The sequence below is a fragment of the Dyella sp. AD56 genome, from assembly GCF_002878475.1.
Classification (GTDB): Bacteria; Pseudomonadota; Gammaproteobacteria; order Xanthomonadales; family Rhodanobacteraceae; genus Dyella.
On record NZ_NRDP01000039.1, the window covers coordinates 43,018 to 55,055 of the forward strand.

11 protein-coding genes, 1 tRNA gene and 1 pseudogene are annotated in these 12,038 nt (G+C 62.0%); 8 read left to right on the top strand and 5 right to left on the bottom strand.

All coding sequences use genetic code 11. The annotated features are described in order from the left end of the window. Positions 1–73 precede the first annotated feature (73 nt). The 6 genes from rnt to phoU all read left to right on the top strand — a co-directional run bounded on the left by rnt (position 74) and on the right by phoU (position 5,657). Complete coding sequence (gene rnt, locus DyAD56_RS22530) at positions 74–733, top strand: ribonuclease T (protein ID WP_102305137.1); 660 nt, start codon at positions 74–76, stop codon at positions 731–733. Between the two features lie 201 nt (positions 734–934). Continuing rightward, positions 935–1,948, top strand: coding sequence for a phosphate ABC transporter substrate-binding protein PstS (gene pstS, locus DyAD56_RS22535; RefSeq protein ID WP_102305138.1), 1,014 nt, complete (start codon positions 935–937; stop codon positions 1,946–1,948). A gap of 186 nt (positions 1,949–2,134) precedes the next feature. Then, positions 2,135–3,151, top strand: coding sequence for a phosphate ABC transporter permease subunit PstC (gene pstC / locus DyAD56_RS22540; protein ID WP_102305074.1), 1,017 nt, complete (start codon positions 2,135–2,137; stop codon positions 3,149–3,151). After that, the gene (pstA, locus tag DyAD56_RS22545; RefSeq protein WP_102305075.1) at positions 3,151–4,026 is read left to right on the top strand and encodes a phosphate ABC transporter permease PstA; all 876 of its coding nucleotides are present in this window, start codon (positions 3,151–3,153) and stop codon (positions 4,024–4,026) included. The genes pstC and pstA overlap by 1 nt, the downstream gene beginning before the upstream one ends. Then, positions 4,019–4,834, top strand: coding sequence for a phosphate ABC transporter ATP-binding protein PstB (gene pstB / locus DyAD56_RS22550; RefSeq protein WP_102305076.1), 816 nt, complete (start codon positions 4,019–4,021; stop codon positions 4,832–4,834). Before pstA ends, pstB begins: the two co-directional genes overlap by 8 nt. Before the next feature lie 88 nt (positions 4,835–4,922). Continuing rightward, positions 4,923–5,657 carry a phosphate signaling complex protein PhoU gene (gene phoU / locus DyAD56_RS22555; protein WP_102305077.1) on the top strand — a complete coding sequence of 245 codons (735 nt, stop codon included), beginning with the start codon at positions 4,923–4,925 and terminating at the stop codon, positions 5,655–5,657. Positions 5,658–5,834: 177 nt separating this feature from the next. Here the strand turns inward: phoU and DyAD56_RS22560 are convergent, their stop codons facing one another. Beyond that, positions 5,835–6,986 carry a lipocalin-like domain-containing protein gene (locus tag DyAD56_RS22560; protein ID WP_102305078.1) on the bottom strand — a complete coding sequence of 384 codons (1,152 nt, stop codon included), beginning with the start codon at positions 6,984–6,986 and terminating at the stop codon, positions 5,835–5,837. A gap of 300 nt (positions 6,987–7,286) precedes the next feature. Here DyAD56_RS22560 and DyAD56_RS24410 point away from each other — a divergent pair. Next, positions 7,287–7,425 (top strand): annotated as a pseudogene (locus tag DyAD56_RS24410) (PhoU domain-containing protein); the annotation flags it as partial. 88 nt (positions 7,426–7,513) lie between these two features. Here DyAD56_RS24410 and sugE read toward each other — a convergent pair. The 4 genes from sugE to rnr all read right to left on the bottom strand — a co-directional run bounded on the left by sugE (position 7,514) and on the right by rnr (position 11,503). After that, positions 7,514–7,837, bottom strand: a complete 324-nt coding sequence (gene sugE, locus DyAD56_RS22570; RefSeq protein WP_102305079.1) for a quaternary ammonium compound efflux SMR transporter SugE — start codon at positions 7,835–7,837, stop codon at positions 7,514–7,516. Between the two features lie 128 nt (positions 7,838–7,965). After that, the gene (locus DyAD56_RS22575) at positions 7,966–8,253 is read right to left on the bottom strand and encodes a hypothetical protein (RefSeq protein ID WP_102305080.1); all 288 of its coding nucleotides are present in this window, start codon (positions 8,251–8,253) and stop codon (positions 7,966–7,968) included. Next, positions 8,250–8,996 (bottom strand): 23S rRNA (guanosine(2251)-2'-O)-methyltransferase RlmB, encoded by a 747-nt coding sequence (rlmB, locus tag DyAD56_RS22580; protein ID WP_102305081.1) that lies wholly within the window; start codon positions 8,994–8,996, stop codon positions 8,250–8,252. Before rlmB ends, DyAD56_RS22575 begins: the two co-directional genes overlap by 4 nt. Further along, positions 8,993–11,503 (bottom strand): ribonuclease R, encoded by a 2,511-nt coding sequence (gene rnr / locus DyAD56_RS22585; protein WP_102305139.1) that lies wholly within the window; start codon positions 11,501–11,503, stop codon positions 8,993–8,995. Before rnr ends, rlmB begins: the two co-directional genes overlap by 4 nt. A gap of 278 nt (positions 11,504–11,781) precedes the next feature. On the opposite strand from rnr, the gene DyAD56_RS22590 reads away from it, so the two are divergent. Then, positions 11,782–11,866 (top strand) — tRNA-Leu (locus DyAD56_RS22590). Positions 11,867–12,038 lie beyond the last annotated feature (172 nt).

Consider the following 12,038-nt stretch of genomic DNA (forward strand, 5'->3'; position numbering starts at 1 on the left):
ACGCGTACGGAAATGACTTCCTTACAAGTCGCAGAGAGCAGGCCTGGAAGCCGTGGCTGGTATGATTGATGGCATGGATAACCTCAACAACAGCATGGCCGGCCGCATGGCCGAGCGCTTCCGGGGCTTTCTGCCGGTCATCGTGGACGTTGAAACAGGCGGCTTCGATTCGGAACGGGATGCACTGCTGGAAATTGCCGCCGTCATATTGCGCATGACGCCCGAGGGCTACCTGCAGCCCATGCCGGCCGTTGCTGCTCACGTACACCCTTTCCCGGGCGCCAACATCGACCCTCGGGCCCTGGAAATCACCGGCATCGACCCGGACAACCCGCTACGCGGCGCGCTTGACGAGCGCCTGGCGCTGGATCACGTGTTCAAGCCCATCCGCGACGCGATGCGCGACATGGATTGCCAGCGCGCCGTTCTGGTGGGCCACAACGCGGCGTTCGACCTCGGCTTTCTCAATGCAGCCGTGCGCCGCACAGGTCATAAGCGCAATCCGTTCCACCCCTTCAGCTGCTTCGATACCGCCACCTTGAGCGGCCTGGCATTTGGCCAGACGGTATTGAGCAAAGCGGTGCAAGCCGCCGGCATGGCATTCGATACGCGCGAGGCGCACTCCGCTATTTATGACGCCGAGCGCACGGCCGAACTGTTCTGCACCATCATCAACCGCTGGCGCCGTCTGGAAGAATTCGAGCGCGACCAGATCGGCGTTGAGTCCATGTAAAGACGCGGTGTGGCTCCGCGTCAGTTTGGGCCGTGCGATTTAATTCCTTTTTTATCAGCACGCTATGACAGTCATCTGCAAACTGTCATATCGCTGAAACATTGAACTCATTTCATTGCAACACGGCGCGCATGAAATAACGGCGGGCGGAATCCCTCCGTGACCCTTACTGGAGCTACCGTGTTGATCTCAACAAAATCTCTGACTCGCATCGGCACGGCCGCTGTGTTCGCGACGGCGTCGCTGTTCACTATGGCCGCGCAGGCCACCGACATCACCGGCGCTGGCTCGAGCTTCGTCTATCCGGTTCTCTCGAAGTGGTCCGCGGGCTACGCCGAGAAGACCGGCAACAAGCTCAACTACCAGTCCGTCGGCTCGGGCGCCGGCGTGGCGCAGATCAAGGAAGGCACCATCGACTTCGGCGCCACCGATGCACCGGTGAAGGCTGAAGATCTCGCGCAGTTCGGCCTGGGCCAGTTCCCGGTCGTGGTGGGCGGCATCGTGCCGGTGGTGAACATCCCGGGCGTGGAAGCTGGCCAGGTCAAGCTGGACGGCGCCACCCTCGCCGACATCTTCCTCGGCAAGATCACCATGTGGAACGACCCGCGCATCGCCGCGGCGAACGCTGGCGTGAATCTGCCGGCCAAGAAGATCACTGTCGTGCATCGCTCGGACGGTTCGGGCACCTCGTTCAACTTCACCAACTACCTGTCCAAGGTCAGCCCGGATTGGGCCGCCAAGGTCAAGTTCGGCACGGCCGTCGAGTGGCCGACCGGCGTGGGTGGCAAGGGCAACGAAGGCGTGTCGCAGTACGTCAAGCAGATTGTCGGTTCTATCGGCTACGTCGAGTACGCCTATGCCGTCAAGAACAAGATCAGCTGGGTGAACTTGAAGAACGCTGCCGGCCAGGTTGTGGCGCCGAGCGCTGAAGCCTTCGCCGCCGCCGCCGCTACGGCCGACTGGGGCAGCGCCAAGGACTTCAACGTGATCATGACCAACGCCTCCGGTGCGCAGGCGTGGCCGATCACCGCGACCACCTGGGTCGTCATGTACAAGCAGCCGAAGAACGCCGAGCACACCAAGGTGGCTTTCGAGTTCTTCAAGTGGGCGCTCGAGAGCGGCCAGAAGGACGCCGCCTCGCTCGACTACGTCGCGCTGCCGGACACCTTGGTCAAGAAGATCGAGGCTTACTGGAGCACCGAGTACAAGCACTAAGGTAATCGTCTCGCCGGTCACGCAACAGCAACCGGCAAGGCTTAACCTGATGGCTTGACCGTACGACAACGGCCGCCCGACTAACCTCGGGCGGCCTGTTGTTGAAAGGCGCCCGGAACTGGCGCATCGTCCATGGACCGCGCGGCCTGCAACCGTCCGGTCTGAATGCCGAGGAATCCTCCGCACATGCAAGCCAATGTAGGCGCCGTTGCCGCCATCGCGACCCAGGAAGAGCGCGCACACCGCGACGCCCGGCACGACCGCCTGTTCAGCTGGCTCCTCATGGGCTGCGCCCTGCTGGTGCTCGCCTGCCTTCTTGGCGCTGCGGGCGCCACGCTATGGGGCGGTCGACACGCCTTCGGCACCTTCGGCTGGCATTTCCTCGTCAGCGACGCCTGGGATCCGGGCTCCGATACCTACGGCGCACTCGTGCCGGTGTACGGCACCCTCATGACCTCGCTGATCGCTCTGGTCATCGCCGTGCCGATCAGCTTCGGTGTGGCGCTCTATCTTTCCGAGGTGGCACCGCCGTGGCTGCGCACGCCAGTGGCCTCGGCCATCGAACTGCTGGCCGGTATCCCTTCGATCATCTACGGCATGTGGGGCCTTTTCATCTTTGCGCCCTTCTTCGCCGATCACATCAAGCCCTGGCTGACCAACTATCTGGGCAATAAGCCGGACGACGGCAAGTTGTCATGGGTGGCCCAGCACACCTTCATTGGCAAGCTGTTCGGCAGCGACTATCCATTCGGCGCCAGCATCCTGACCGCAGGCATCGTGCTCGCGATCATGATCATCCCGTTTATCTCTTCCGTGATGCGCGAAGTGTTCCAGACGGTGCCCTCGCGCTTGAAGGAATCAGCCTATGCGCTGGGCTCAAGCACCTGGGAAGTTTCCTGGGACATCGTGCTGCCCTACACACGCTCTGCGGTGATCGGTGGCATCTTCCTCGGCCTTGGCCGCGCGCTGGGCGAGACGATGGCCGTGACGTTCGTGCTCGGCAATGCGATGCAGTTGTCGGCGTCGATCCTCGATCCGGGTGCGTCTATCGCCTCCACCATCGCCAACCAGTTCAGCGAGGCCGCCGGCCTGCAGAAGTCGACACTGATGGCGCTGGCCTTCCTGCTGTTCGTGGTGACCTTTATCGTGCTGCTGATCGCCCGTTGGATGCTGCGCCAGCTCGCCCACAAGGAGGGCCGCTGATGGCCTCCAGCTCGTTCATCTATACCAAGCGCCGCATCAAGAACATCGTGGCGCTGACGCTCAGCGTGCTGGCCACACTGATCGGACTGATCTTTCTCGCGTGGATTCTGTGGGAAACACTGCGCCAGGGCGTGAGCGCCCTCAAGCCGCAGCTATTCACCAAGATCACGGCCTACGGCGAGGATGGCGGCCTGGCCAACGCCATGGTCGGCAGCTTCGTCATCGACCTCATCGGCATCCTTATCGCCACGCCCATCGGCGTGCTGGCCGGTACATGGTTGGCGGAGTACGCCAACGGCACCAAGCTGGGCGAATCGATCCGCTTCCTCAACGACATCCTGCTGTCGGCGCCATCGATCGTGCTCGGCCTGTTCGTCTACACCATCGTGGTGTTGCCGAGCACATCGTTGACTAACGGCTCCACCACCTTCTCCGGCTGGGCCGGTGGTGTGGCGCTGGCGCTGATCGCCCTGCCGGTGATCGTGCGCACCTCGGACGAAATGCTGCGCCTGGTGCCCTCCACACTGCGCGAAGCCTCGCTGTCGCTGGGCATTCCGCAGTGGAAGCTGACCACACAGATCCTGATCCGCGCCGCGCGCTCGGGCATCATCACCGGTGTGCTGCTGGCGCTGGCCCGCATCAGCGGTGAAACCGCCCCGCTGCTGTTCACGGCGTTCGGCAACAACTACATGACGTTCAATCCGTCGGACAAGATGTCCAGCCTGCCGCAGATGATTTACCAGTACGCCAACGATCCGGGCGAAGGCCTGCATGCCATCGCATGGGCTGGTGCGTTCGTACTGACCATGTTCGTGCTGTTGCTGAGCCTTGCTTCCCGTCTGGTCCTTTCCCGTTCCAAGGTGTCACATGACTGAGTCCGCTGCCGCCGGCATCCACCCGCAGTCCGCGGCCACGCCTGCACCCATCGCGCCCACCAAGCTGAAGGTGCGCGACCTGCACTTCTACTACAACGGATACCATGCGCTGAAAGGCATCAACATGGACATCCCGGAGAAGAAGGTGACGGCCATCATCGGCCCGTCCGGCTGCGGCAAGTCCACTCTGTTGCGCATCTTCAACCGCATTTACGCGATCTACCCCAAGCTGGAAGCCAAGGGCGAGATCATCCTGGACGACGAGAACATCCTCGATTCGCGCTATTCCATGAACCGCCTGCGCAGCAAGGTCGGCATGGTGTTCCAGAAGCCGGTGCCGTTCCCGATGACCATTTTCGAGAACGTGGCCTACGGCATTCGCCACCACGAGAAGCTCTCGCGCGCCGACATGGATATCCGTGTCGAGCAGGCGCTGCGCAGCGCGGCCTTGTGGGACGAAGTGAAGGACAAGCTCAAGCAGAGCGCGCTCGGCCTATCCGGCGGTCAGCAGCAGCGCCTGTGCATTGCCCGCGGCATCGCGCTGAAGCCCGAGGTGCTGCTGCTCGACGAGCCGACCTCGGCGCTCGACCCGATCGCCACTGGCCGCATCGAGCAGCTGGTGGAAGAACTCAAGAGCGAGTACACCATCGTCATCGTCACCCACAACATGCAGCAGGCGGCCCGTTGCTCGGACCTCACCGCGTTCATGTATCTGGGTGAGTTGATCGAGTTCGACCGCACCGAACAGATCTTCACCAAGCCAGGCAAGAAGCAGACCGAGGATTACATCACCGGTCGCTTCGGTTAAAAAGTAACGCTACTCCCTCACCCCCAACGGGGAGAGGGCTGGGGTGAGGGGCCACGCCGCCTCACCTTCCAATGACAGGGACTCTCCCATGAGCGGCAGCAGCAAAGAACACATCATCAAGAGCTACGACGACGAGCTGACCCGCCTCACCGGCGAAATCGTTCGCATGGGCGAGCTTGCGGTGAGCCAGTTGGAAGCAGCCATCGACGTGATCGACCGCCGTGACGAGCGCGCCGCGCAGCACGTGGTCAGCAACGATGACGCTATCGACCTGCTTGAGCAGGAAATCAGCCACGACGTGGTGCGCCTGCTGGCGCTGCGTGCACCTATCGCCGGTGACCTGCGCAATGTGTTCGCCGCGCTGCGCATCGCAGCCGACATCGAGCGCATCGGCGACTACGCCGCCAACGTGGCCAAGCGCTCCATCCCGTTGTCGATGGTGGCCCCTATCGCACCGACGAACGGCTTGGGCTATCTGGCCGAGCTGGCCGCGAAGGAAGTGCGTGACGTGCTGATGGCCTATCGCGATCGCGATGCCGAACGCGCCTATCAGGTGTGGAAGGACGACGCGGATCTGGACGAGGCCTATACCGGCTACTTCCGCCAGCTGCTGACCTACATGATGGAAGACCCGCGCAACATCACGCCCTGCACGCACCTGCTGTTCATGGCGAAGAACATCGAGCGGATCGGCGACCACGCCACCAACATTGCCGAAAGCATCTGGTACCAGGTGAACGGCGAACCGCTCACGGCGCAGCGCGCCAAGCGCGACTTCACCTCGAACCCGGAACCCACCAAGCTCGGTCACAAGCCGGACTAACCCAAACGTAGCGTCGCTCCAAAAGGCCCGCTAGACGAGCGGGCCTGCCGGTAAACAGTATCGTTACGGATCGAGCTGCGCACAGGGGATGACACCATCGGTGCCATGCCATTGGGGCGCGCGCCCGCTTTCATTGATGTGGCATCAAACCATCAAAAAAACCACCTTGACTCCGCATCAAGGGAGAATCTGTGGTGGATTGAGTTCCAGATACGCCTTGCCGGTAACGGGCACGCCGTTGACCACGCCGCTAACCGTAGAATCGCCCTCCCAATAGTAAGTATTGGGGACACCGACCGAACCCGCCAACGTCTGCACGACACCGCCGGTCAAGCCAGCAAAGGTGGCCATTTCCTGGTCTTGAACCAAGGCCGTCACGGTCACCTGTCCACCCGGCAGCTTGAGGATTTGCTGGGTGTGATAGACGAGCCCGCTCCTGGGACTGGTCCAGGTCACGCCGGTTGACTGATCGTCGATTTCGCTGGGATCGATCACGCTGTAGCTGCCATCGGCCGCGATATAGGTACCGTAGGTCTGCGTGGTATTGCCGCTTGCATCCTTAAGTACCGAGACGTCGTATTTGCGGCCATCGGATAACTCAACCGCGTACCAGTCCCACCCGGTTGGTGTGGTGGCAGAGAAAGCAGCGCCCCATTCGTGGTCGAACCAAGCCGAGCCAGTTACGTTCACCACAAGGCCGTGATCGATGATGGTGCCCGATGCACTCAGGCTGGGAAATGAGTAGTAGTTGAGAGCGCCGGTCGTCGTCGGAGGCATGATCCCGCCATTGCCGTTCCAGACAACGCCGTAATTTTCCGGCTGCACATTCAAATGAGCCAGATAGTCGAGAGTGTACATTCCGGTAGCCATTGAACCGGATCCGCTACGGGCATTGGCATTCCAGTCGTCTATTTGAATGTTATATCCGCCTCCCGGAGGAAGGACATCCGGCTGGATGGAGACCCGCGCATCATTCTCGTGCACGCCGCGATTCAAATCGGTGATTGCGAAGTTGCCGATATACCCCGAACTCAGCGGATACGTGCCCAAACCCAAGCGAAAATCGGTGACCTGGAAACCGTAGTCGTGCGTAACGCCGAAAATATCTTTACCCGTCAGGTGCCCGGTGTAGTACCACCATTCAATGGTTGCGTTGTGGGGAGACTCGTCGGCCGGAATGGAAAAGTACGGTGATGTCGACTGCGCATACACCAAACCACCGAAGCCGAGGCTGACGCCAAGGCATAGGCCCGCAGCCTGGTGCAATCGACGCCGAACAAGGATTGCCGTAGCCAAACAAGAACACATGCATTGCAGTGAGGAAGTCATGGGCTCGCCTCCACGGACTAGAAGGAATTCATCCTCAAAAAGGCCGTTCTGCTGCCACAGGCTCTGCGCATCGGCTCACAGTCCGCCTCTGTACGGCTAGGCGAGCCCACGAGCACTGCACCGTTTGCACGGCACCGTCAATAAATCACCAAGCAACGGGCGAAGCCGGCGGTGAAATGACCTAACGTGATTAACCCCAGCGAGTACGCCCGAGATCTGCGAACGGCGAACCCGGACGACACCCCTAACTGTCAAACCATGCGCCGCCCCTTGTGAGTCGACTGTGAAAGACCCACGCGCATCACACCATCCACCGACCTGTTCTTCATCGCCAAGAACATCGAGCGTATCGGCGGTCGTGCCACTAAACATCGCCGAGATCATCTGGCATCCGGTGAACGGAGAACCGCTGACGGCGCAGCGCGCCAAGCGTGACTGAAGAAGCCATGTAGAAGCGCGCTTGTGTGCGACTAGGGTTGTCCCACCGTCGCAGTAGCGCACATGTGCGCTACTGCAGAAGAGCAGGCTTAGTGAGCGCCACTGGTGAGTTTCAAGCCCACCATACCCAGCACAACCAAACCCACGCAGGCCAGTCGCAACGGCGAGGCAGAGTCACCGAACAGCACGATGCCGAGGATGACGGCACCCACCGCGCCGATGCCTGTCCAGATCGCGTAAGCGGTGCCGATGGGCAACGTTTTCAACGCCATCGACAACAGCACAACGCTGGCCGCCATCGCTGTGCCGGTGATTACGCTGGGCCATAGGCGGGTAAAACCTTCGGTGTATTTGAGCCCGACCGCCCAAACCACTTCGAGCAGACCGGCGAACATCAGATAGATCCAGGGCATGATGCGCTCCTCTGGATGAAGAGCAGGGTCGTCCCCGCTGGAAGAACGTACTTGCGGGGTCGTCCCCGCAGACCGGTCCCATTGCGGGACCGGGCTATCCATTCTACAGATACTGCCTGAACGCTATCTCAGGACGAGATCTTGCTGCCCAGTTCGCGTGCGTCCCGGCGTGCACGCGTCGAATGCACGATGCCGTAGACGCCGATGACGATCCACGCCACCTGCATCAGGAAAGCGGGCCAGTTCATGGCGGGGCCGAACACCAGCGACAGGACCACACCGAGCGCGCCCAGCACGTTCATCAACTGGTACACCAACCCGTTGCCGTGCAGCTTGTGAGCCTGCAGCAGCAGGAACGCCAGCAGTACCAGGATCACGCCGATATAACCGGCCCAGTCATGCCAGAAGAAGGTCATCGCTTGTCACTCCGTTGTCGCAGCGCTTCGAACAACACGATGCCCGTGGCCACGGACACATTGAGGCTCTCCATCACACCTGGCATCGGGATCTTCGCTACGAAATCGCATTTGTCGCGCGTCAGACGGCGCATGCCCTCGCCTTCGCTGCCCAGCACGAGCGCCACGGGGCCTCGCATGTCGATGCCGTAGACGGTTTCGTCCGTATCGCCGGCCAGACCGGTGATCCACACACCCGCGTCCTTGAGCGTGCGCAACGCACGGGCAAGATTGGTTGCAGCGATGAGCGGCACGCGATCTGCGCCACCGGCCGATGCCCGGCGTACCACCGGCGTCAGGCCCACGGCGCGATCCTTCGGCACGATGACCATGGTCGCCCCGGCGGCTGCCGCACTGCGCAGGCACGCACCAAGGTTGTGCGGGTCGGTGACGCCATCGAGCACAAGTACCAGCGCGTTCTGACCAGCCGCTTCGAGCAGGCTTTCGATGTCGTTCTCTGAGCCCATCGGCGGCGCTTCATAGCGCGCCACCACGCCCTGGTGCCGCGCCTCGCCCGACACGCGGTCCAGTTGCTCGCGTGGACGGTGATGCACAGGAATATTCAGTTCCTTGGCGCGCGTCGCCAACTCCTGCACACGCGCGTTGCGCTGGCCCTGTTCCACCAGCACTTCACGAACGCGCGAAGCATCATTGCTCAGCGCGCCTTCGACCGGGTTGATCCCGACGATCCAACTATCACTCATCGTTTGCCTTTGTTCTTTTTGACTTTCTTGACGTGTGCATCGGCCTTGTCCGGGGCCTTCTTCTTGCCCGAGGCGACGCTCTTCACCTTGGCCAACGCGCCCTTTGCCGCAGCCTTTGCCTTGGAGAACGGACTTGCGACCATGGGCTTGTCATGCGTGGTCGCCTTGCGTCCCACAGGTGGCAACGGCGGCAGGGATATGGCGGGACCGGCATTATCGCGCGTCGCAGGTCGTTCCGCGCCCTTGCCGCTCCCCTTGTTGCCCTTACCCTTAGGCAGGGAGTAGCGCTCGCCCGTCGCGGCGTAGTCGTATCGCCGCTCGCTATGCGGCGGCGTGAAGCCTTCCTTGCGCGGCGAGACCAGGCGGAAGTCAATCTTGCGGTCTTCCAGGCTCGCGCGCAGAACCTGGATACGCACATGGTCGCCCAGGCGGAACTGCACGCCGCTGCGCTCACCCTTCAACAGATGGCGCACCGGATCGAAGTGGTAGTAGTCGTTGGACAACTGGCTGATATGAACCAGCCCCGACACCTTCGAATCGTCCAGCTCCACGAACAAGCCAAACGAGGTGACGCCAGTGACGGTGCCGTCGAACTCGCTGCCAACATGCTTGGACATCCAGGCGCATTTGAAGCGCTCGTCCACGTCGCGTTCGGCTTCTTCCGCACGGCGCTCGCGCTGCGAGCAATGCACGGCCATGGCCGCCATTTCGCTGGCGCTGTACTGATAGGCCGCCGGCTTGCCATCGGCCACGGCATAGCGGATGGCGCGATGCACCAGCAGATCTGGATAGCGGCGGATCGGCGAAGTGAAGTGCGCGTACGCCTCCAGCGCCAGACCAAAGTGACCTCGGTTGTCGGGCTGATACGCCGCCATGCTCTGCGAGCGCAACAGCACAGACTGGATGAGCTCGCGCTCGGGGCGGTCGCGTACCAGGCGCAGGATGTCGGCGTAATCGGCCGGCGTCATGTCCTCCACCGGAGGCATACGCAACTTGAACTCGCGCAAGAACTGCTGCAGGTCTTCGTATTTCTCGGCCGGCGGCGGCTCGTGCGCGCGGAACAGTGCGGGGATCTTCTTCTTTTCCAGGAACAGCGCCGCTTGCACGTTGGCAGCGATCATGCATTCCTCGATCAGCTTGTGCGCGTCGTTGCGCTCGGTGGCGCCCATCGTCTCCACTTCACCGCGCTGGTCGAGGCGGAACTTCACCTCCGGCGTTTCGAAATCGATAGCGCCACGGCGCTTGCGCTGCTCCGCCATCAATTTGTAGAGCCCGTGCAGATGCTCGACCTGCGGCAGCACATCGGCCAGTTCGTGTCGCGCGTCGGCATCATTGAGGCCAATGGCCTGCCACACGCGGTCGTAAGTGAGGCGCGCATGCGAGCGCATCACGGCGTTGTAGAACTTGGACTTGGTGACTTCGCCTTCGGCGTTGACCACCATGTCGCACACCATGCACAGGCGCTCGACCTTGGGGTTCAACGAGCAGATGCCGTTGGAGAGTGTCTCCGGCAGCATTGGCACGACAAAACCGGGGAAGTAAGTGGACGTGCTGCGCTCGTAGGCTTCCTTGTCCAGCGCGGAACCCAGCTTGACGTAGTGCGACACGTCGGCAATGGCCACCACCAGTCGATAACCACCACCGCGCTTGGGCTCGGCATAAACGGCATCGTCGAAATCGCGTGCGTCGGCACCATCGATGGTCACCAGCGGCAGCGAGCGCAGATCCACCCTGCCCTCGCGCTCGGCGGCCGTCACCTGCGGCTCCACCTGCGCGGCGTCGCGCGTCACCTCAGCGGGCCAATCGTGCGGCAGGTCGTGGCTGGCGATGGCCATTTCCACCAACAAAGATGGCTGCAGGCGTTCGCCCAGCACAGCGCGGATGGCACCCATCGGGCCGCGATGCGGCGTCGGCGGGTCGGTGATCTCGGCCACCACGATCTGGCCGGAGCGCGCACCCATGTCTTGGCCCGGCACGATCATCACGTCCTGGTGGACGCGGCGGTCGTCAGGCGCCACCAGGGTCACGCCGTTTTCGATCACCACACGGCCGACCAGTCGCGGCGAACGGCGCTGCAATACTTCGACGATCGCACCCTGCTTGCGTCCGCGACGGTCGATGCCAACCACGCTTGCCAACACCCGGTCGCCGTGCAGCACGGTGCGCATCTGTTGAGGCGAAAGGTAAAGGTCGTCGCCACCGCCATCCGGACGAAGGAAGCCATAGCCCTCGGCGTTGGCGAGCACCACGCCCTGAATCAGATCCAGTTTGTTGGCCGGCGCGTAGCCCGCGCGACGCCCGAGCAGCAACTGGCCGTCACGCACCATCGCACCCAGGCGCTTGCGCAATGCATTGAGGTCGTACTCGTCGTGAAGAGACATCGCCTCGGCGATGCGTGCCTCGGTCAAGAGTTCGCCGCGTTGTTCAAGCAGGGCGAGGATCGCCTCGCGGCTGGGGATCGGTCGATCGTAGCGCTGCGCTTCGCGCTCGGCATGGGGGTCATCCACCACGCCGACGTCTGCGCGCTGCCGCGACGGATCGAGCGCCGAACGCTTCGGCCGGGCACCGCCCGACTTCGGCGGTTTCGGCCCCCGTTTGGCGTCCTGCTTGCTGCTGCGCGGTTCTTTCTTTTTGGTCACATCCGTGCCTTTTCTTGGTTTTATCGGGGTTCCGGACCGCACGAGGCGCAACCCGGGGAAAACTTAGGTGAAGAATAGTTGACAACCTGCCAACACATGCCTAATCTACGCGGCTCACGCAGACCACTTAGCGAAGCGTGACACCTGCCCAGGTGGCGGAATTGGTAGACGCACTAGTTTCAGGTACTAGCGGGTAAAACCGTGGAGGTTCGAGTCCTCTCTTGGGCACCAGATAATAACAGTTAAGCCCCGGATTCTATTGAATCCGGGGCTTTTCTTTTGCGCGACCATCTCTATTGCGCGACCGTCGCGGCCCCTGGGTGCTCCCTATTCGTGTTCTCAAGCCGTTGTTTTTACTGGTTCGTCGCTAGTACGAAAAACTAGCGGTGGAAGCCAATCGCGC